General features: G+C 68.8%; 18 protein-coding genes and 1 tRNA gene. 7 read left to right on the top strand and 12 right to left on the bottom strand.

From position 1 onward, the window contains the following. The first annotated feature begins 68 nt into the window (after positions 1-68). Genes tilS through AC06E7_RS01040 form a run of 3 tightly spaced genes read left to right on the top strand, consistent with a single transcriptional unit; the run spans position 69 to position 2,520 of the window. The gene (tilS, locus tag AC06E7_RS01030; RefSeq protein WP_478062537.1) at positions 69-1,355 is read left to right on the top strand and encodes a tRNA lysidine(34) synthetase TilS; all 1,287 of its coding nucleotides are present in this window, start codon (positions 69-71) and stop codon (positions 1,353-1,355) included. Between the two features lie 36 nt (positions 1,356-1,391). Beyond that, positions 1,392-1,652 (top strand): exodeoxyribonuclease VII small subunit, encoded by a 261-nt coding sequence (locus AC06E7_RS01035; RefSeq protein WP_068853531.1) that lies wholly within the window; start codon positions 1,392-1,394, stop codon positions 1,650-1,652. Further along, positions 1,642-2,520 (top strand): polyprenyl synthetase family protein, encoded by an 879-nt coding sequence (locus AC06E7_RS01040; protein ID WP_210130782.1) that lies wholly within the window; start codon positions 1,642-1,644, stop codon positions 2,518-2,520. Before AC06E7_RS01035 ends, AC06E7_RS01040 begins: the two co-directional genes overlap by 11 nt. Before the next feature lie 168 nt (positions 2,521-2,688). On the opposite strand, the gene AC06E7_RS01045 is transcribed toward AC06E7_RS01040, so the two are convergent. Then, positions 2,689-3,072, bottom strand: coding sequence for a DUF4870 domain-containing protein (locus AC06E7_RS01045; RefSeq protein WP_478062538.1), 384 nt, complete (start codon positions 3,070-3,072; stop codon positions 2,689-2,691). Between the two features lie 88 nt (positions 3,073-3,160). Continuing rightward, positions 3,161-4,528: a metalloprotease PmbA gene (pmbA, locus tag AC06E7_RS01050; protein WP_478062540.1), complete on the bottom strand. Its 1,368-nt coding sequence runs from the start codon at positions 4,526-4,528 to the stop codon at positions 3,161-3,163. A 68-nt stretch (positions 4,529-4,596) separates the two neighbouring features. On the opposite strand from pmbA, the gene yjgA reads away from it, so the two are divergent. Beyond that, positions 4,597-5,190 (top strand): ribosome biogenesis factor YjgA, encoded by a 594-nt coding sequence (gene yjgA / locus AC06E7_RS01055; protein ID WP_478062542.1) that lies wholly within the window; start codon positions 4,597-4,599, stop codon positions 5,188-5,190. A 31-nt stretch (positions 5,191-5,221) separates the two neighbouring features. On the opposite strand, the gene tldD is transcribed toward yjgA, so the two are convergent. The 4 genes from tldD to AC06E7_RS01075 all read right to left on the bottom strand — a co-directional run bounded on the left by tldD (position 5,222) and on the right by AC06E7_RS01075 (position 12,684). Further along, positions 5,222-6,667 carry a metalloprotease TldD gene (tldD, locus tag AC06E7_RS01060; protein WP_184126485.1) on the bottom strand — a complete coding sequence of 482 codons (1,446 nt, stop codon included), beginning with the start codon at positions 6,665-6,667 and terminating at the stop codon, positions 5,222-5,224. A gap of 70 nt (positions 6,668-6,737) precedes the next feature. Beyond that, positions 6,738-10,577 (bottom strand): YhdP family protein, encoded by a 3,840-nt coding sequence (locus tag AC06E7_RS01065; protein WP_478062545.1) that lies wholly within the window; start codon positions 10,575-10,577, stop codon positions 6,738-6,740. 45 nt (positions 10,578-10,622) lie between these two features. Beyond that, positions 10,623-12,110: a ribonuclease G gene (rng, locus tag AC06E7_RS01070; protein ID WP_068853541.1), complete on the bottom strand. Its 1,488-nt coding sequence runs from the start codon at positions 12,108-12,110 to the stop codon at positions 10,623-10,625. Next, positions 12,103-12,684, bottom strand: coding sequence for a Maf-like protein (locus AC06E7_RS01075; RefSeq protein ID WP_478062547.1), 582 nt, complete (start codon positions 12,682-12,684; stop codon positions 12,103-12,105). Before AC06E7_RS01075 ends, rng begins: the two co-directional genes overlap by 8 nt. A gap of 130 nt (positions 12,685-12,814) precedes the next feature. On the opposite strand from AC06E7_RS01075, the gene AC06E7_RS01080 reads away from it, so the two are divergent. The 3 genes from AC06E7_RS01080 to AC06E7_RS01090 all read left to right on the top strand — a co-directional run bounded on the left by AC06E7_RS01080 (position 12,815) and on the right by AC06E7_RS01090 (position 17,419). After that, positions 12,815-13,549 carry an SIMPL domain-containing protein gene (locus AC06E7_RS01080; protein ID WP_478062549.1) on the top strand — a complete coding sequence of 245 codons (735 nt, stop codon included), beginning with the start codon at positions 12,815-12,817 and terminating at the stop codon, positions 13,547-13,549. A gap of 202 nt (positions 13,550-13,751) precedes the next feature. Then, positions 13,752-14,408, top strand: coding sequence for an energy transducer TonB (locus tag AC06E7_RS01085; RefSeq protein ID WP_093533418.1), 657 nt, complete (start codon positions 13,752-13,754; stop codon positions 14,406-14,408). A gap of 182 nt (positions 14,409-14,590) precedes the next feature. Then, a complete protein-coding gene (locus tag AC06E7_RS01090; protein ID WP_478062551.1) occupies positions 14,591-17,419 on the top strand; it encodes a TonB-dependent receptor in 2,829 nt (942 codons plus the stop codon). Positions 17,420-17,522: 103 nt separating this feature from the next. Here the strand turns inward: AC06E7_RS01090 and AC06E7_RS01095 are convergent. From AC06E7_RS01095 to AC06E7_RS01120, 6 genes are all read right to left on the bottom strand, one after another. After that, positions 17,523-17,599, bottom strand: a tRNA-Asn gene (locus tag AC06E7_RS01095). A gap of 57 nt (positions 17,600-17,656) precedes the next feature. Further along, positions 17,657-18,127, bottom strand: a complete 471-nt coding sequence (gene rlmH, locus AC06E7_RS01100; RefSeq protein WP_478062553.1) for a 23S rRNA (pseudouridine(1915)-N(3))-methyltransferase RlmH — start codon at positions 18,125-18,127, stop codon at positions 17,657-17,659. Between the two features lie 65 nt (positions 18,128-18,192). Next, the gene (rsfS, locus tag AC06E7_RS01105) at positions 18,193-18,588 is read right to left on the bottom strand and encodes a ribosome silencing factor (protein ID WP_184126665.1); all 396 of its coding nucleotides are present in this window, start codon (positions 18,586-18,588) and stop codon (positions 18,193-18,195) included. A gap of 97 nt (positions 18,589-18,685) precedes the next feature. Further along, positions 18,686-19,351, bottom strand: a complete 666-nt coding sequence (gene nadD / locus AC06E7_RS01110; RefSeq protein ID WP_478062555.1) for a nicotinate-nucleotide adenylyltransferase — start codon at positions 19,349-19,351, stop codon at positions 18,686-18,688. Between the two features lie 5 nt (positions 19,352-19,356). Further along, a complete protein-coding gene (gene holA / locus AC06E7_RS01115) occupies positions 19,357-20,394 on the bottom strand; it encodes a DNA polymerase III subunit delta (protein WP_184126479.1) in 1,038 nt (345 codons plus the stop codon). Between the two features lie 28 nt (positions 20,395-20,422). Beyond that, entirely contained in the window at positions 20,423-21,055 is a 633-nt protein-coding gene (locus AC06E7_RS01120) for an LPS-assembly lipoprotein LptE (RefSeq protein WP_478062557.1), read from the bottom strand. Between the last annotated feature and the right edge of the window lie 46 nt (positions 21,056-21,101).

Raw genomic sequence — 21,101 nt, forward strand, 5'->3', positions numbered from 1 at the left:
GAAGCCGCGTGATGGCGTCGGCTTCCGGCAGGGCCGATACTGGCCCTCTGCCTGACATGTCCCATTCGATGCCTACTGCGCTGCCCCCTGCCCCCGACCTGCCCGCACCCGTATTGGTGGGTTTCAGTGGCGGACTGGATTCGACGGTGCTGCTGCACTGGCTGGCCCAGTCACCCGCACAGCGCGCCGCCGGCCTGCATGCGGTGCACGTGCACCACGGCCTGCAGGCCGATGCAGATCGTTGGGCGGCGCACTGCGAGGCGATCTGCGCGGCCTGGTCGATTCCGCTGCAGGTGATCCGCGTGGCGGTGCCGCGCGACAGCGGTGCGGGCCTGGAAGCCGCGGCACGCCACGTTCGCCGCGAAGCGTTCGCCCGCGTCCTGCGCGAAGGCGAACACCTCGCACTGGCGCACCACCGCGATGACCAGGCCGAAACGTTCCTGCTGCGGGCCCTGCGCGGCTCCGGGGTGGATGGCCTGGCGGCGATCCGGGCGCATGCGCCGTTCGGTGCCGGATCGATCTGGCGCCCGCTGCTGCAGATCCCGCGCAGCGACCTGCGGGCGCATGCGGCGGCGCACGGGCTGGAGTGGATCGAAGACCCCAGCAATGCCAGCGACGTGGCCGACCGCAACTTCCTCCGCCTGCACGTGCTGCCGCTGCTGCAGCAGCGCTGGCCGCAGGCCGATGCGGCGTTCGCACGCAGCGCCGAACTGAGCGCGCAGGCGCAGCGCCTGCTCGATGCCTCCGACCACGACGCCTTGCGGCGCTGCACGGTGTCGCCCGGCGTGCTCGACTGCGCCAAGCTGCAACGGCAGCCGCGCGAGCGCCGCGCGCGGCTGCTGCGGCAGTGGGTGCGCAGCGCCGGACAACCGCCGTTGCCGGCCGCGGGCGTCCAGGCCATCGAACGCGAACTGCTGCCCGCTGCCCAGGATGCCGATGCGCAGTTCGCCTGGCAGGGCGTGCGCATCCGCCGCTGGCGCGGCCACCTGTACCTGCTGCCGATGGCCTTGGCACTGCCGCTGGACTGGAGCGTGCATTGGGATGGCGCCAGCCCGCTGGCACTCCCCGATGGTGGCGAACTGGCACTGATCGGCGCCCAGCGGTTGGGTGAACCGGTGCAGGTCAGCGCACGCCGGGGCGGCGAGCGCATCCAGCTGCGCGGGCGCAGTCATTCGCACGCGCTGAAAGATCTGCTGCAACAGAGCGGATTGCCTCCGTGGCAGCGCCGCCAGGTGCCGCTGCTGTATGCAGACCAGGTGCTGGTTGCGGCCGGCGACCAGGTGATCGCGGCACCGTTGCAGCAGTGGCTGGATGAACAGCACGCCCGACTGCGCTGGACGCCGGGCGCGGCGTGAATTGACCCCTTGGGGCTGGCGCTTCACACTTGCCGCATGGCCAAGAAATCCCCCACTGACGCCTCCCCGGTCGCCCACTTCGAGCATTCGCTGGAAGAACTGGAGCAGCTGGTGGAGAAGATGGAAACCGGCGACATGAGCCTGGAGCAGTCGCTGAGCGCCTACGAGCGTGGCGTGGGCCTGTACCGCCAGTGCCAGCAGGCGCTGGAGCAGGCAGAACTGCGCGTGCGGCTGCTCAGCGACCCGGCCCGCCCGGAAACCGCCGAGCCGTTCGACCCGCCCAGCCATGACGGTTGAGTCCACGTTCGCGCGTTGGCGCGACCGCATTGAAAGCCAGCTCGACGCCAGCCTGCCCCCGCCGGAACAGGCGCCCAAGCGCCTGCACCAGGCGATGCGCTATGCAGTGCTCGGTGGCGGCAAGCGCATGCGCCCGCTGCTGGTGTACGCCAGCGGGCAGATCTTCGGTGCCGACGAACATGCGCTGGACGCACCGGCGATGGCGGTGGAGCTGATCCACGCCTATTCGCTGGTGCACGACGATCTGCCGGCAATGGACGACGACGCCCTGCGTCGCGGCCGCCCGACCACGCACATCGCCTTCGACGAAGCCACGGCGATCCTGGCCGGCGATGCGCTGCAGACGCGCGCGTTCGGGCTGCTGGCCGATGCGGCGTTGCCGGCACTGCTGCGGGTGCACTGCCTGCAGGCGTTGACCCACGCCTCGGGTGCGGCCGGCATGTGCGGCGGCCAGGCGCTGGATATCGATGCAACGGGCCACGCGCAGCCGCTGGCCGACCTGCAGCACATGCATGCATTGAAGACCGGCGCGCTGATCCGCGCGGCGGTCCGCATGGGCGCGCTGTGCGGCGATGCGCCGCACGCGGACCTGCTGCAGCTGGATGATTTTGCCAACGCCCTCGGCCTGGCCTTCCAGGTCCGCGATGACATCCTGGACGTGGAAGCCAGTTCCGAACAGCTCGGCAAGACGGCGGGCAAGGACCAGGCGCAGGCCAAATCCACCTTCCCGGCGTTGTTGGGAATGGACGGTGCCAAAGCTGAACTTGCGGCGCTGAGCGAGCGCATGCACGACAGTCTTGCCGGGTATGACGAACGCGCTGATGCGCTGCGTGCGCTTGGGCGGTTGGCGGTCGAGCGCAACCACTGACGGTAGGTACCGACCGTTGGTGGGTACGGCAGCCACGCAGGCCGTGGCGTCACGGATCAGAACGAAAAACGCCCGGCATTGCCGGGCGTTTTTTGTGGAATACCGACCAACGGTCGGTATCTACCGTGACCTCGGCGGCACCGGGCGTTGCCCGGTACACGCCAGCGGTCACTTGATCAGGCGCAGGGTGAACGGATAACGGTAAGCCTCGCCGTTGTTCGCCTTCACCGCCGCAATGATGCAGAACACGATGTTGAGGATGCCCACCAGCGGCGCCAGCAGGCCGCCGATGATCACGATCATCAGGATGAAGCAGATGATCATCGCCAGGGCGATGGTGATCTGGAAGTTCAGCGCTTCCTTGGCCTGGTCGGTGACGAACCCCTTGCTGGCGTCGTCCTTGCTGATCAGCCAGATGATCAACGGGCCGATGAACCAGGTGAAGATGCCCAGCAGGTGCGCGGCAAGCGCCATGGTGCGCTGGTCGCTGGGAACCGGGCCGGCGCTGGTCGGCGGCGGCGGCGGGGCGGTGATGTTGTCGAATTCGCTCACGTGAAACTCCTTGTCCAGTGTATGGGTGGTGCGTGGCAGGCTCCCCGCCTGCCGAGGCAGCGGGCACAGGATACGTCAATCGATGCCGTCAATCGTTACCGGCAACGGTCATCCGCCCGACCAGGATCGAGCCGACGTGTACGTGCGAGCGGCGGTCGATGTCGCTGCCCACCGCCTCGATCGCCGCGAACATCTCCTTGAGGTTGCCCGCGATGGTGATCCCGTCGACCGGGTACTGGATTTCGCCATTTTCCACCCGGAAGCCGCCGGCCCCGCGCGAGTAATCGCCGGTGACGCCGTTGACGCCCTGCCCCATCAGCTCCGTCACCAGCAGGCCGTTGCCCATCTGCCGCGCCATCGAGGCCAGATCGCCCGCGTTGGAATGCACCCGCAGGTTATGCACACCGCCGGCGTTGCCCGTGGTCACCAGGCCCAGCTTGCGCGCCGAATAGCTGCCCAGCACATAGCGCTGCAGCACCCCGCCTTCGATCAGCGACGAATCGCGGGTGGCCACGCCATCACCATCGAACGCGGTCGAACGCAGGCCACGGCGCAGCAGCGGCCGCTCCTCGATCGCGAACCAGTCCGGGAACAGCTGCGTGCCCACGCTGTCGAGCAGGAAGCTGGCACGGCGGTACAGCGCCCCGCCGGACACCGCACCCAGCAGGTGGCCGATCAGCGAGCGCGCCACTTCCGGCGAATACAGCACCGGCATCTGCGCGGTGGCCATCGAACGCGGGTTGAGCCGGGCCAGGGTGCGCTCGGCGGCGCGGCGACCGATCGACGCCGCATCTTCCAGGTCTTCGCGGGCCAGCGCGCTGCTGTACCAGCCGTCGCGCTGCATGCCGTCACCCTGCCCTGCGATCAGCGCACAGCCCACCGAATGATGGCTGCTGCGGTCACGGCCGATGAACCCGTGCGAGTTCGCATAGACCGACAGGCTGGTGGCGGTGGACGCCGATGCGCCGTCGGAGTTGCTGATCCGCGGGTCGGCCTCGCGCCCGGCCGCTTCGCAGGCCAGCGCCAGATCCACCGCCTGGTCGGCCTGCAGCGCCCACGGGTGCCAGCTGTCCAGGTCCGGGAACTCGCGCGCCATCAGGTCCGGGTCGGCCAGGCCGGCGGCCTCGTCGTCCTCGGTATGCCGGGCGATCGCGCAGGCCTGGGCCACCGTCGATTCCAGGCTGGCCGGCTGCAGGTCGGCGGTGCTGGCGCTGCCCTTGCGCTGGCCGAAGTAGACCGTGACCGCGATTCCACGATCGCGGGTGGATTCCACCGTTTCGACCTCGCCCAGGCGCACGTTCACATCCAGCCCGCGCTCCTCGCTGCAGCTGACTTCGGCCTGGGTGGCGCCCAGCACCCGGGCCCGGGCCAGCAGCTGCTGGGAGATGTCGGCCAGCTGTTCCAGCCTCGGCAGGCTGTCGTCGGCGGCATGGGCTTCAGGGGAGATCACGTTCAATGCTTTATCCTGTACGGGTGAGTGCCTGGCGCAACGCCGGGCACAGTTCTGGATGTGGAAAGAAGACGATGCGCGGACGCGACGAAGAAACCGGTGAATTCCTTGATATCAGCCGCAGCCAGAACCGGCGCGACGCGCTGGACGTGCTGGCCCTGGGCGAGAAGCTGGTGTCGCTGACCCCGGCCCAGCTGGCCCGCGTGCCGGTGCCGGAAGACCTGCTGCCGCACATCGCCGAGGCCAAGCGGATCACCGCCCATATCGCCCACAAGCGCCAGCTGGCGTTCCTGGCCAAGCACATGCGCCGCGAGGACGATGCCACCCTGGACGCGATCCGCGATGCGCTGGACGCCAACAGCGATACCTCGCGCCGCGAAGTGGCCGCGCTGCACCGCGCCGAGGACTGGCGCGAGCGCCTGCTCAAGGACGGCGACACCGCGCTGAGCGCGCTGCTGGCCGAGTACCCGCAGGCCGACCGCCAGCAGCTGCGCACGCTGGTGCGCAATGCGCAGGCCGAGCGGGCCAAGAACAAGCCGCCGCGTGCCTTCCGTGAAATCTACCAGGTGCTGCGCACCCTGCTGCTGCCGGCCGCGCTGGGCCTGGAAGCGACGGCGGCTGACACCGACGACGGCGACATCGGCGACGCCGACAGCGCCGAAGACTGAGCCGGGCTGGCAGGACGGGCGCATCCGGCGATCAGGCCTGGGTGCCGCCCACGGTGATGCCATCAATCAGCAGCGACGGCTGGCCCACGCCCACCGGCACGCTCTGGCCATCCTTGCCGCACACGCCCACGCCTTCGTCCAGGGCCAGGTCGTTGCCGATCATGCGCACCTTCTGCATGGTTTCCGGACCATTGCCGATCAGGGTCGCGCCCTTCACCGGCGCGGTGACCTTGCCATCTTCGATCAGGTAGGCCTCGGTGGCCGAGAACACGTACTTGCCGCTGGTGATGTCGACCTGGCCGCCACCGAAGTTCACCGCGTACAGGCCACGCTTGACCGAACGGATCATTTCTTCCGGGTCATGCTGGCCGGCACGCATGTAGGTGTTGGTCATGCGCGGCATGGTCATGTGCGCGAACGATTCGCGGCGGCCGTTGCCGGTCGGGGCCACGCCCATCAGGCGTGCATTGAGCGAATCCTGCATGTAGCCGACCAGGATGCCGTCCTCGATCAGCGTGGTGCACTGGGTCGGGTGGCCCTCGTCGTCAATGTTAAGCGAGCCGCGGCGACCGTCCAGGGTGCCGTCGTCAACGATGGTCACGCCCGGCGCGGCCACGCGCTCGCCAATACGGCCGGCGTACACGCTGGTGCCCTTGCGGTTGAAATCACCTTCCAGGCCATGGCCGACCGCCTCGTGCAGCAGCACGCCGGGCCAGCCCGGGCCGAGCACCACGGTCATCACCCCGGCCGGGGCCGGAATGGCGTCCAGGTTGACCAGCGCCTGGCGCAGCGCTTCGCGGGCGAAGGCCTCCGGGCGCCCGTCAGCGAACAGTTCCTCGTAGCTGTAGCGCCCGCCACCGCCGGAATAGCCCGATTCACGGCGGCCGTGCTGCTCCACGATCACCTGCACGTTCAGCCGCACCAGCGGGCGGATGTCGCCGGCCAGCACGCCGTCGCTGCGCGCGATCAGGATGGTATCCACGCCACCGGACAGGCTCACCATCACCTGCTGCACGCGCGGGTCGGCCGCACGCAGGAAACGGTCCAGGCGCTTGAGCACCTCCACCTTCGCTTCGTTGCCCATGCCATCGATCGGGTCCAGTGCGGGGTACAGCGCGCGTGCATTGCCGCGCACCAGCGACCGCGCCGGCTGCGCCCCGCCCTCGCGGGAGATCGCGCGCGCCGAGCGCGCCGCGCCCAGCAGCGCATCGCCATGGATGTCGTCGGAATAGGCAAACCCGGTCTTCTCGCCGGCAATGGCGCGCACGCCCACGCCCTGTTCGATGGAATGGGCGCCGTCTTTCACGATGCCATCTTCCACGCTCCAGCTTTCGCGGCGGGCGTGCTGGAAGTACAGGTCGCCAAAATCGATACCGGGACCCAACAGGGTGCCAAAGGTGCGTTCCAGGCCACCGGCATCCAGCCCGGCGGGCAGCAGCAGGCGGTCTTGGGCAAGGGTGAGTGCGTTGTCGGTCATGGTCTTGATCTGTGGGCGCGGGCCGATATCGCAAGCCGTGCGCGGGACATTGTGGGGGTAACGGCCGGGATCAACGTGGCGGCGCGTCGTCGCGGTCGATCACTTCGACCTTGGGTTCGGCCCAGGGACCGGTCACGCGGTAGGTCTTGGCACCGATCTCGCCCAGCGGCTTGGACAGCACCGCATTGGCGGCCGCGCCCACCGCCGCGCCGACCGGACCGCCGGCGACGGCGCCGACCACGGTAAGCAGGTTGCCGGCGCGCGGATTGACGTCGATGGTCTGGTCGAACTGCTGGCGGCGCAGGTCGGTGCGGCCGCGGATGCTGATGTTGGCGGCCGGGCCTTCGATCAGCACCTTGTCGGTGGTGGCCATGCCGTCGGCGAACGCCAGCGTGCCCTCCACCTGGTTGAAGGCAAAGCCCTTGGAGAAGAAATCGCGGAAATCGAACATCAACCGGCGCGGAAGCTGGGTCACGCTGAGCAGGCCCAGCACGCGGCCGGCGCCCGGCTCGAGCTCCAGCAGCTGGCCGTTGCGTGCGTGCACCTGCATCTGGCCCTGCAATGCGCCCAGCTGGAAGTCCGATGGACCGCCCTGCCAGCCGGCATCCAGGTTGATCTGGCCCTGCCCGCCGCGCAGCTGGCCGCCGTAGTCCAGGTTCTGCATCAGCCCGCCCAGGTCCTCACTGTCGACCTTGACCTGGAACTGGGTGTGCGCCGCCTCACCCATGCCCAGCCAGCGGCCCTGGATGTCGATCGCCTGCTTGGGCGCGCGGAACTGCAGCTGGTCCACGCTCAGCCCGTTGCCGAACGGACGCGTGCGCAGCACGGCCTGGCCCAGCCGCGCCTTGCCGAACTGCAGGTCGTTGATGTCCAGCGACAGCGGCGGAATCTTCGCCGGGTTGGTGTCGTTGGCGCTGGCTTGGACCCGCGCCGGCAAGCTGGCGTCGGCCGGCAGGATGATCGGCGCGCCATCGGCCGGGGCTTTCACGGGGGTGGGCAGCGACTGCCAGTGCACCCGGTCCAGCTTGCCGACGATGGCCGCGCCATCGGCATTGGGCACGCTCAGGTCGCCCGACAGCGACGGTCCGTCCAGGCGCACGTCCACGCCGGTGGGAGTCGGACGCAGCTGCAGGCGCGTCTGCGCGAACACGCCGCCAGCCAGCAGCAACTGCCCGACCTGCACGTCCACCTGGCGCAGCGGCATCGGGTCCGCACCGGGTGTCCCGCCCGGCGAACGCGCCAGCGCGATCCAGTCCAGGGCATCCAGCGAGCCGCTGCGGCCGTTGACCACCAGCCCGCTGGCGGGCGGGTCGCGGTCAACGGTGGCGCTGCCCAGCGTGACCTGCACGCCCGTCTTGTTGTCGTGGGTGCGCGCGGCCAAGGCCAGGCGTTCGCCGAAGGCAACGTCCACCCGACCGGCGCCCATCGGCAGCTGCGCCTTCACGGCGGTGGCCAGGGGCACCTCGGCTGGCTTGTCCAGCGGTGCCGGCAGGTCCAGCCGGGTGCCGACCAGGTCCGAGTGCAGGGTGAGCAGGGTCGGCGGCGCGGTCTTGCCGCCCGGCGCCAGCTTGGGCAGCGTCACCCCGATCGTCCAGCGCGACGTCCCCTCGATGTAAGGCTTGAGCCAGCCCAGCTCGGGCGCACGGTCCAGCAGCTGGCCGGCATCCATCCGCGCGGCCAGCTCGGCTTCGAACGCATGCTGCGGGTCACGCGCATAACCGCCGGCGCGCAGGCTGAGCTGGCCGTCCTGGCCCAGGTGGCGCACGGCCAGTGCCTCGGCACCGAACCCGTCCTGGCTGTACCTGGCCTGGCCGCGCATCGCCTCGAAGGTCAGGTCGAAACGTTTGTCCGACAGCGTGGCACCGTCCAGATCCACCGTGCCCTGCAGGTGCCCGCCGCCCTCGGCGTGGTGCAGCGGCTGCAGCAGGTCGAAGGTCACCGCCGCCGGTCCCTTGGCCGCCAGGTTGTCCAGCGAATCGGCATAGGTCTTGTGCAGCGGGCTCTGCTTGAGCATCGCCAGCAGCGCGCCGGCGTCGCTGCGGCTGGCCGCCTTGACGTACAGCTGGGAGGCGCCGAAATCGGCGATGCCTGCATCGAAGTGGTCCACCGCCACGCCGGCCAGGTCGCCACGGCCGTGCAGCTCGAACCCCGGGCCGATGAAGGCGATATCGCCTTCGACCTTGTCCATCGTCGGCCAGTCACGCTGGAAGCGGATGTTGCCGTTGTCGATGCGGCCGGTCGCCTCGAAGCGACCGTTGTGGTCCTTGAACGGCCAGTCTTCCAGGTCGCCGGTCACCAGGCCGATACCCCCGCGGATATGGCCCCCCACCAGCGCCGCATCCAGCCAGTCGGTGGCCGCTTTGCTCATCTTGGAATGGATCCAGAAGCGCTTGGCCGCGGTCATCGGCACGTCGTCGAGCTTGGCCGCCAGCTGCATCCACGGGCGCGTGCCATTGCCCTGGAACCACATCGTGCCGCGCACGTCGGCGGCGTAATCGGTGCCCTGCACGCGCAGCGCCGGGGTGCCGATGCGCCAGCCGCCGCCTTCATCGCGCCAACCCACCATGCTGCCGGCCAGGCGCACGTCATGGCGCACGCCGAACCCGGTGGGCCAGTCGAAATGCATCACCCGGGTCGGCTGAAGGTCGAGCCGGAAGCCGTTGGCATCGCCCTCGAAATGGCCGCCCACCCCACCCAGGCCGGGTGCGTGCCCGGCGGCGGCGAACTGGATCTCTTCCAGCTCGCCTTCAAAACCCAGCGGCCCGTCGCGCTCGCCGGCGAACCGCACGCGGCTCATGCGCACCTTCGGCGCCGCGTCGTGCAGCCAACTGCGCAGCCCGGCATCGATCCGATCGGTCAACGCCAGCCCGCGCAGCAGCGCGGTGGCATCGATGTTGTCGCCGGCCAGCGCCATGTGCTGGCCGCCGGCCACCAACAGCCCATCCAGCGTTTCGGTGCGTCCTTCCAGGCCGATCCGCAGGCGCGGTGCATCGGCACGCCAGCCGCCCTGCACCCAACGCCAGCGCGCGCGCAGCTGCAAGGTATCGAGCTTCAGTTGCGGGCGCCCGCCATCGGCCAGGCGCGCACCACGCAGCTGTACGCCTACCAGGTCGGCATCGGTGGTGATCATCACCGGACGGCGGTCGCGCAGGTCCACCCAGGCATTCAACGTGCCGGTACCCTGCTGCAGGGCCACGCCGCCGAACTGCAGCAGCGACGACCACGCACGGAAGTCGGCCGGGTCGGCGGCCAGCCAGGCCTGCCCGTTGCCGTGGGCACGGTCGAAATCCACCACCGCCGTCAGCGGGGCGCCCTTGAGATCGGCCCACGCCCGCGCGCCCACCGCCAGCCGCTGCCCGTTCACCCGCAGCCGCAGGTCGATGCGCGGCAGTTCGGTCTGTACGTTCAACGACGGCGCATCCACCCGCAGCCGGCCGCCGATGACCTGCAGTTCGCCCAGCCGGCGCAGGGTATCCAGCGGATCGCCGCCGGCCTTGGGTTGCGGCAGCCCCTGCACCGACCAGCGGCCATCGGGCGCACGCTGCAGCACCAGCGCCAGGCCGCGCAGGCGCAGCTCGGTCAGCGAACGGCCGGGCAGCAGCCCCGAATACATCGAGACCTGCACTTCAGCCTCGCCGATGCGCAGTCCCTCGCCTTCACCGATGCGCAGGCCCTTCAACGCCAGCACCGGGCCGCGCCGGGTCCAGCGTGTCTGCAGCTGGTCGAAACGCACCGGCTGGCCGGCACGCGCACTCAACCACCCGGCCACCTTGTCCGGGTGCCGTTCGGCCAGCGGCAGCACCTGGCTGAGGCTGCCCACCAGCACCGCCACACAGACCAGTACGATCGCCATGGCATAGACAGCATGGCGGCGAATCCTTCGCAGTCGCAGGCGCAGCGGCGCGCTCATCGGGTCCCGCAGGCGCCGGCGCACCACTGCGCGGGCCGGCTCAGGTCACAGCAGCACGACATCGAACTGCTCCTGCAGGTACTGCTCGTCGGCCTGGAAGCGGATCGACTTGCCGAGGAATTCCTCCAGTTCGGCCACCGCCGAGGATTCCTCATCGGTGATCCGCGCCACGACCTTGGACGAGGCGATCACCAGCAGGCGCGCGGCATCGAACTGGCGCACGGCCCGGGTGATCTCACGGAAGATTTCGTAGGTGACCGTTTCCGCGGTCTTGATCGACCCGCGCCCGCTGCATTCCGGGCACGGCTCGGACAGCTGGCGCTCCAGGCTTTCCACGGTGCGCTTGCGGGTCATTTCCACCAGCCCCAGCGGCGAGAACTCATACACCGTGGTCTTGGCATGGTCGCGCGCCAGCGCCTTCTCCAGCGTGCGCAGCACCTGGCGGCGGTGCTCGGCGTCATCCATGTCGATGAAGTCGATGATGATGATCCCGCCGAGGTTGCGCAGGCGCAGTTGGCGCGCCACCGACTGCGCGGCCTCGAGGTTGGTGCGGAACACCGTTTCCTCCAGGTTGCGCTGGCCCAGGAACGAGCCGGTGTTGACGTCGATGGTGGTCATCGCCTCGGTCTGGTCGATCACCAGGTAGCCGCCGGATTTGAGCGGCACCTGCTTGTCCAGCGCGCGGCCGATCTCATCCTCCACCCCGAACATGTCGAAGATCGGGCGGTCGCCGCTGTACAGCTCCAGCTTCTCGGCCAGCACCGGCATGTACTTGGCCACGAAGGCCTGCAGCTGGGTGAAGGTCTCCTTGGAGTCCACCTTCACCTTGTCCACGTCCTTGCGGATCAGGTCGCGCACCGAACGCAGCGGCAGGCTCAGGTCTTCATAGATCACGCTGCACGGGGCCGCCTCGCGGCCACGGCGCTCGACCACGTTCCAGACCCGTGACAGGTAGGCGATGTCTTCGGCAATCGCCTCGGCCGGCTGGCCTTCGGCGTTGGTGCGCACGATGTAGCCGTAACCCCCGTGCTGGGCCGACAGCTCGGTGACCAGCGTCTTGAGCCGGGCACGCTCGGCCTCGTCCTCGATCCGCGCCGATACCCCGACCACCTTGGATTGCGGCAGCAGCACCATGTAACGCGAGGGAATGCTGATCTGGGTGGTCAGGCGCGCGCCCTTGGTGCCGATCGGGTCCTTGACCACCTGCACCACGATGTCCTGCCCGTCGCGCAGCAGCTCCACGATCGGCACCGACGATGGCGGCGGCAGCGTGGTGCCCTCGGTATCGGGGCTGGCCACCGGGGCCGGCCGTACCACGTCGTTGGCGTGCAGGAACGCGGCGCGCTCCAGCCCGACCTCGACGAAGGCCGCCTGCATGCCGGGCATCACCCGCTGCACCTTGCCCTTGTAAATGTTGCCCACCACCCCGCGACGCCAGCCACGTTCGATGTGCAGCTCCTGCAGCATGCCGTTTTCGATGACGGCCACGCGGGTCTCGCGTGGGGTGACGTTGACCAGGATTTCTTCAGACACCGGCGACTCCCTTCGATTCAAATGCCTGCAGCAACTGCTCGGTCTGTTGCAGGGGCAAGCCCATGACACCCGAATAGCTTCCCGCCAGGTGGCGGATGTAACGCTCGGCCCCGCCCTGGATGGCGTAGGCCCCGGCCTTGCCCATCGGCTCGCCGCCGGCCACGTAGGCGGCAATGGCCGCCTCGTCCAGCGCGATGAAACTCACCTCCGACACGACCATCACCACCTGCTCGGCGCCGGCGGCGACCAGCGCCGCGGCGGTCATCACCTGGTGGGTGCGGCCGGACAGGCGGCGCAGCATGGCGGCGGCATCGGCGGCATCGACCGGCTTGCCGAACACCTCACCGTCCAGCACCACTTCGGTATCCGCGCCCAGCACCATCGCGTCGGGGTCGTGGGCCACCTGCGCCAAGCCGGCACGGGCCTTGTCGATGGCCACGCGCTGCACGTAGTCCTGGGCGGTTTCCCCGGCGGCCCGTACTTCGGGCACATCCAGGTCCAGCGCGCGGAACGGTCGGTCCAGGCGCGCCAGCAGTTGGGTTCGTCGGGGCGAACGAGAGGCGAGATAAAGCATCGCGGAAGCATAACCTGCGGGCCCTGTCTGAATCGCGAGCAACGCCTCCGAATCGTCATCAACCCCGATAAACCTCACCAGACGTTCATCGCTCCGACACCAACCTCAACGCCTTCACATGGAGATGCATATGCGCCGCCCGACCCTGTCCCCGCTGCTGCTTGCCCTGTCCCTTGCCCTGGGAACCTCGATGACCGCCCACGCCCAGACCCCGCCCGCCATCGCCGTCCCCGCCGACAGCACCCTGCTCAACATCTCGGCCAACGCCGAAGCCCGCCGCGTGCCCGACGTGGCCACGCTGTCGGCCGGCGTGGTCACCCAGGCCACCGACGGCAACACGGCCATGCGCCAGAACGCCGAACAGATGGTCAAGGTGCTGGCCGCGATCAAGGCCGCCGGCATCGCCGAGCGCGACGTGCAGACCAGCGGGGTCAACCTCAGCCCGCAGTACCGCTACGCCGAAAATGAAGCGCCGAAGATCACCGGCTACCAGGCCAGCAATACCGTCAGCCTGAAGGTGCGCGACATCGCCAAGCTGGGCAAGGTACTCGACGCGCTGGCCGCACAGGGCGCCAACCAGATCAACGGCCCGCAGTTCGAGATCGACCAGACCGAACCGGTCTATGACGAAGCCCGCCTGGCCGCACTGAAGAAGGCCCAGGCCCGCGCCGAGACGTACGCCAAGTCGTTGGGTCTGCGCGTGCGCCGTATCGTCAGCATCTCCGAAAGCGGCGGCGGCAACTTCCGGCCGGTGATGATGCGCGCCGCAGCCGCGCCGATGGCCGCCGATGTTTCCACTCCGGTGTCGCCGGGCGAGTCGACCGTGTCGGTCAACCTGGACGTGGTGTTCGACCTGGGCCGGTAAGCCCGCCCGGTATTCGACCTGGGCCGGTGAGCCCGCCCGGTAGCAGCGGACCGTTGGTCCGCTGTGTTCCTGACCGGCAGCCAAACACCCACGCCACCCCTGCCTTCCGGCCCGCGCCGGGCTGCGGTATTGCTGTCATTGCGGGGCCCCGGCCCCTGCACGTTGATGTTCCCGCACGCACATCTGGCAAGGAGAGTGGCGCATGGTCCGTACGCATCCCCCGGTGGTCCCGCTGCAAATCGACGTCCCGCGCGTGCTTGGCTGGAGCACCGCGCTGGCCCTGCACCTGCTCGCCCTGATGCTGCTGCTGATTCCCGCCGCCTACGTGGCTGCCCCGCTGCCCCGCGAGCGGACGGTGGTAAACCTGATCACCCCACCGGTGCCGCAACCGGAGCCGCCGCTGCCGATCCCCCCGCAGGAACCGGTGCCGGTCCGTGCGCCAACCACGACCCCGCGCGTGGCCCCGCTGCCTCTGCCCACCGCCAGCGCAGACGACGTACTGGCCGTGCCGCCTCTGCCGGCCAGCGACGTACAGACGCCGACCCTGGCGCCGGTCGAGCCGGCGCCGGCCGCCTCCGGTGACGGCGCGCAGCTGCAGTACCGCACCGCACCGCCGCCGAGCTACCCGATCGCCGCCATCCGGGCCGGGGAGCAGGGGACGGTCACCCTCCGGGTGCAGGTCGACGCCGACGGCAAGCCGACCTCCGTCTCCATCGAACGCAGCAGTGGTTCGCGGGCGCTGGACCATGCTGCGCGGCAGCAGGTGCTGCGCAACTGGCGCTTCGTGCCGGCCCAGGTCAACGGGCAGGCCGTGCCGGCCGTGGGCCTGGTCCCGGTGAGCTTCTCGCTGCCGCAGTAACGTCAGGGATGCGGGGTCCCGAACCCGGGACCCCGCACTTCTTTGACGGCCATCACCAATTGCGCGAATTAAGCAATTTTTCACGTTTACGTCACCTGTTGGAAACCTAGATTGGCGCCGACGCGTCAATCCGTTGACGGCGCCCAGCCCAGACCCCAGGTTGTCCAGTCAGGAGAGAAGCTGTGAAACACCCGATCCAACAACGCTACAGCGGCAATCGTCGCAATCCGCTTGCCCACTCCATTTCTTCGGCCCTTGCTGGCGGCGTGCTGCTGCTGGCCGGCGCCTTCGCCTCCTCCTCGGCCCTGGCCCAGGACCAGGCCACCAACCTGGACCGCATCACGGTCACCGGGTCGAATATTCCCCGCACCAACACTGAAACCCCCTCGCCCGTGCAGGTAGTGACGCGCCAGGACATCGACCGCAGCGGCAAGACCACCGTGGCCGAGTACCTGCAGACGCTCACCTCCGACGGCGCCGGCTCCATTCCCAAGACCTTCGGCAACGGCTTTGCCGGCGGCGGCGCGGGCATCTCGCTGCGCGGCCTGGGTGCCGGCTCCACGCTGGTGCTGTTGAACGGCCGCCGCATGGCCACCTACGGCCTGGCCGATGACGGCCAGAAGGTCTTCACCGACCTGAGCACCATCCCGCTGGACGCGGTCGAGCGCGTGGAAGTGCTCAAGGATGGCGCGTCGGCGATCTACGGTTCCGACGCCATCGCCGGCGTGGTCAACATCATCCTGCGCAGCGATTTCGATGGCGTGATCCTGCGCGGTTCGTACGGCCTGTCCGGCGACAGCGACGGCGACGCCAAGAAGGCCACCTTGACCGCCGGTACCGGTGACCTCGTCGAAGACGGCTGGAACGCCTTCTTCAGCCTGGACGTCGGCAAGACCGATGCGATCAAGATCAGCGACCGCAAGGACCGCAAGTGGATCGGTACCGGTGACCTGCGCCGCTGGGGCATCGCCGCCTCCGATGCGCAGTTCCTCAGCGGCGCATTCCTTAACGGCGCCACCAGCGGCGGCGCCGGCCCGAACGGTTCGGTGTTCGACGACCGCAACGTGGATGCCGACAACCCGGCCTTCCTGGTACCGCTGCCGGGCTGCCAGTCCGTGACCAACATCCCGGGCCAGACCGATGCCTCGATCGCCGAAGACGGCTGTCTGTACGATGCGGCCCAGCAGTTCCGCGACCTGAGCCCGAAGGAGGAATACGTCAACGTATTCGGCCGCGCCAGCTTTGCATACGGCGAAGGCGGCGAGATCTACACCGAGATCGGGTACTCCAAGAAGGAAACGGTCTTCAGCAACACCCCGTCCGGCGTGTCCGGCAGCTGGGGCTATCCCGGCGGCCCGGTCAACGCCAGCAGCGGCCCGGGTGCGGTCGTGCTGGGGCCGACCCATCCTGACAACCCGATCCCGGGCCAGGACTCGCGCCTGCGCTATTCGGCCTGGGACGTCGGCCCGCGCGTGACCACCAACACCAATGAGTTCACCCGCTTCCTGGTCGGCACCAAGGGCAACTGGGGCGAGTGGGGCTACGACACGGCCTACCTGCATTCGAGCACCAACCTGGTCAACAAGCGTGACGGCTTCCTGCGCTACAGCGCCGTGCAATGCGCGCTGGGCGACCCGGCCTGCGCGGGTGGGGTCTGGCGCATCGGCGACAATGCCGGGCAGAACTCGCAGGCGCTGTACGACTACATTTCGCCGCAGATCCAGGCCAACGCCAAATCCAGCCTGGACATGTTCGACTTCACCGTTTCGCGCAGCCTGATGGACCTCAAGGGCGGCCCGCTCGGCCTGGCGATCGGTACCGAATGGCGCAAGACCAGCAACAGCCTGACCCCGCAGACCTATACCGACGTGGGCGACATCATCGGCCTGGGCTACTCGGCCTATGACGGCACCCAGAACGTGTACGCCGGCTACGTGGAACTGTCCGCGCCGGTGCTGGAGCAGCTGGAGTTGTCGGGCGCCGTGCGTTACGACAAATATGAAAGCGGCGAAGGCAAGGCTACCCCGAAGTTCGGCGTGAAGTGGACCCCGGTGGACTGGGTGGCACTGCGTGCCACCTACGCGGAAGGCTTCCGCGCGCCGAATCCTGCCGAGAACGGCGACGGCGGCCTGGCGGCGTTCTCCACCGCACGTGATCCCGTGCGTTGCGCGGCCAGCCCGCCGGCGGATGTGACCACCAACTGCGGTGCGCGCCCGGTGGCCATCATCACCAGCCCGAACCCGGACCTGAAACCGGAAGAGTCCAAGAGCTACTCGTTCGGCATCGTGCTGCAGCCGACCTCGACCACGTCATTGACGGTGGATGCATGGGAAATCAAGCGCACCAATGAGATCGCGCAGGGCAGCACCGCCGACGCGATCGCAGCCGGCAGCGTGCTGCGCGATACCGACCTGATCAACGGCATCCCCGGCACCGGCACCATCCTGGCGGTGAATACCGCCTACGTGAACGCCAACTCGTCGCGGGTGCGCGGTATCGATACCGATATCCGCCAGACCTTCGACGTCGGCCCGGGCCAGCTGGAGATGGACCTTCAGTGGAGCCATGTGCTGAAGTTCGAACGCACTGAAGGCGACAACACGGTCGATTACGTGGGCACGCACGGCAACTGCGACGTGACCAACTGCATCGGCACGCCCGAAGACCGCATCAACTTCGGCACCACCTGGAAGCAGGATGCATGGAGCGTCAGCGGCGTGGTCAACTACATCAGCAGCCTGGAGAACAAGGACCGCCGCGGTGGCGACTACCTCGCGTTCTATGCCGATGGCACGCCGGTGGAGAAGATCTCCTCGTTCACCACGTTCGACCTGTCCGGTCGCTACAACATCACCGACGCGTTCGAACTGAACGCCTCGGTGCAGAACGTGTTCGACCGCACTGCCCCGCTCGACCCGACCACCTACGGCGGGGTGAACTACAACCCGCTGCACTTCAGTGGCGCGATCGGCCGTTACTTCACGGTGGGTGCGAAGTACACCTTCAACTGATCCATGCGGTTGTGAAACGAAAAGCCCGGGCATTGCCCGGGCTTCTTCGTTCATGGGTCACAGGCAAAAAAAAGCCTCGCATCGCTGCGAGGCTATTAAAACTTGGCGCCCGAAGTTGGACTCGAACCAACGACCCCCTGATTAACAGTCAAGTGCTCTAACCGGCTGAGCTATTCGGGCGGGGTGCAAATTGTAACCAGTTTTTCGCAGCTTGTAACCCGTCTGCGCAGAATTTTTTCACGCGCGGTGATAGGGGTGGTTGGCCAGCATCGCCGCTGCGCGATACAGCTGCTCGGCCACCACCAGCCGCACCAGCATGTGCGGCAGGGTGAGCGGGCCGACGGACCATTTTTCATCGGCCAGCGCGGATACTTCGGGCGAATGCCCTTCCGGGCCGCCAATCAGGAACGCCAGGTCCCTGCCCTGCCCGCGCCAGTGCTCCAGGCGCTGCGCCAGCTGCTCGGAGCTGAGTTGCTTCCCGGGTACATCCAGCGCCACCACATACGCGTTCTTGGGCAGCGCGGCGATCACCCGCTTGCCTTCGTCCTCGGTGGCGCGACGCGCATCGCGTCCCTTGCCACGCAGGCCCGGCTCGATTTCCACCAGCTCGAACGGCAACCAGTGCGAGAGCCGCTTCTGGTACTCGGCAAAACCCTGCGCCACCCAGCTGGGCGCGCGTTCACCGGTGGCGATCAGCCTGGCTTTCATCGTCATGCTCCTTCAAATGACAACGGCGCCACCCGGCGCCGTTGTCGTCACCACGTGCGCAACGCTCAACGCGCAGCGTAGTCGTCTTCTTCGTCGCCCTCGTCGAGCAGGCTCGGCGGCTGGTCGCCCACCGTCCACAGGCGCTCCAGCGCGTAGAACTCGCGCACGCGCGGCAGCATCACATGCACCAGCACGTCGCCCAGGTCAACCAGCACCCACTCGGCTTCGCGCTCGCCTTCCACGCCCAGCGGCATGATGCCGAGGTTCTTGGCGAACTTGACCACTTCGTCGGCAATCGACTTGACGTGGCGGCTGGAGGTGCCCGAGGCGATCACCATGAAATCGGTGACGCTGGACTTGCCGATCACGTCGATCTCGACCACGTCCCTGGCCTTCAGTTCTTCGGTGGCCTGGCGCACGCACTCCAGCAGCTGCTGGGTGGACGGTGCCGGGTTCGGCATGGTGACCTTGATGGTCTGGGGCTGGGCTTGGTCGCTCAAAGCAGGGAGACTCGATAAATGTGGGGCCGATTATACGGGGCGGAGGAGCTGAACGTGTTCACGGCGTACGGACCCCGTACAGGCCATGGCGGGCGATGTAATCGGCCACCGGAGGTGGCAGCAGCCCGCGCCAGTCCCCGTCAGCGGCGATCCGCTCCCGCACGGCCGTGGCGGATTCGTTGCGCAGCGGGGCGTGCAGGCGCAACACGCGCCCTGCGGGGGCGCTGAACAGCGCCTTGTCGGTGTCTGCCCAACGCCCCTCCAGCGCCTGCTGCAGCGGGGCCGGCAGGGCCCGCTCCAGCGAGCTTCCCGGGCGGTCGGCCACGACGAAGTGCGCCAGCTCGAACAGGTCCTCCCACTGATGCCAGCTGGGCAGGCCCAGCAGGCTGTCGGCGCCTACCAGCCAGGCGATGGGCTGGCGCGGGCCCAGCTCGGCACGCAGCTCGCGCAGCGTGTCGACGGTGTAGGAAGGGGTCGCCGGCTGGCGCTGGGCGCGTTCCAGCTCGCGCCGGTCCAGCAGCAGTCCCGGCTCATCGCCGATCGCCAGCGCCAGCATCTCCGCCCGCTGGGCGGCATTCGCACCGGGGGCCTGCCGGTGCGGCGGATCGGCCGCCGGCAGCAGGCGCACGGCGACCTGCAACTGGTCGCGCGCCGCCCGCGCGATGGCCAGGTGCCCCAGGTGCACCGGGTCGAATGTCCCACCGTAATGGATGCGCAGGCCCACGGGGCTCAGGCGCGCGCGAGCAGGCGTACCGCGCGCGCTTCGGCCACGGCCACCAGCAGCCGCTCCAGGCCCAGCCAGGCATCGCCGTCGGCGCGCCCCTTGGCCATGCGGTCCACCAGCCCGGCCTCAGCGACGAAGCGCTCCCAGCGTTTGGCTTCCGGGTGCCGCTGCAGCGCGCGTTTGAACGGCGCCTGGCGCGATTCCCAGATGCCGCGGCTCTTCATTTCGGCCGCCAGGTTGCCACCGCGCGCCTGCACCCTGGCCAGCGCGGCGGTGGACAGCATCTCGCGGATCACCATCGGCATCAGCGCGGCCACCGCCTCGCCTTCGCCGCGCAGCCCAGCCAGCATCCGCAGCACCGCCGCCGGTTGCCCGGAGAACGTGGCTTCCAGCAGGCGGAACACGTCGTAGCGGGCGGCGTCGGCCACCAGCGACTCCATGGTGTCCACATCCAGGGTCTGGCCACTGGCCAGCAGCGCCAGCTTGTCGATTTCCTGCGCGGCCGCCAGCAGGTTGCCTTCCACCCGCTCGGCCAGCCGCTGCACGGCGGCCGGGTCCGCGCGCAGGCCCTGCTGGCGCAGGCGACGTTCGATCCAGTCCGGCAGCTCGTGCGGCTTGATCGCCCAGGCCACCGACAGCACGCCGACGCGGTTCACCGCCTCGGCCCATTTGCCCTGGTGTGCCTTGCTCCATTCGTTGCAGGTGATCAGCAGGATCACATCAGGCGCCGGGTTGGCGCAGAACTGGCTGATGACCTCCCCACCCTCCTTGCCCGGCTTGCCGGTCGGCAGGCGCAGCTCCACCAGCCGGCGCGCACTGAACAGGCTGGGGGCATTGAAGGTGGCGTCGAGCTGGTTCCAGTCGAAATCACGGCCGTCGGCATCGAACACTTCGCGTTCGCTGATGCCGTCGGCGCGGGCCCGCGCACGCACCGCATCGGCCGCTTCCAGCACGCGCAGCGTTTCAGGCCCGGCGATCAGGTACACCGGCGCCAGGGCCTGGCTGGCCGGCTGGCTGGCAAGCTGTTCGGGGCGCAGTTCCATCGTGCGGCCGGTCCGCCGGGCGGGCCGGTCAGCCGCCCTGCGGCGGCTTGACGGCCGGCACTGCGGCCGGAGGCGCGGTCGACGGCGCGGTCGACGGCACGCCGGCAGGCGCCGCTGCCGGATCGGCGGTCGGCTTGGCCGGCGGGTTGAGCCGCCCGCGCTCCAGCTCGGCACGCACCACGCTGTCGATGCGGCGCATGATCGACGCCGACATCTCACGGCGCAGTTCGTCGGCCAGGATCTCGCGTTCGGTGGTGGTACCGGTGGAATCGGTCGGCGGCGAGACGTAGTCGCGCGACAGCTCGATGACCTGCTGCGGGACCAGGTCGCTGCCGTCTTCGCGACGGAACACGAAGATCACCGCGTAGCGCAGGCTGAACTCCTGTGCGCGGCCCTGGGCATCGATCGCGATGGGCAGGTCGCCCCACCGCTCGGACAGCACCTGCAGCTGCGCGGCCGGTTCCTTGCTGTCGGCGTCGGCAAGCGTCGCGCCCGATGCCTGCAGGCCACGCCGGAGCAGCTTGGCCAGTTCGCTGTAGGGCGCCGTGGAGACCACCTTCACCGCCGCCGTATCGGCCGGCAGCATCAGCTTGTTGCGCAGGTGGAAGCCACAGCCGGCGAGGGTAGCGGTAAGAACAAGGGCAAGCAGGAATCGGGTCATGTTCACAGTCTGGAGGAGCCGGGCGAAGCCGGCAACAGAAAATTGG

It is taken from the genome of Stenotrophomonas sp. Steno-Z4 (genome assembly GCF_056393145.1).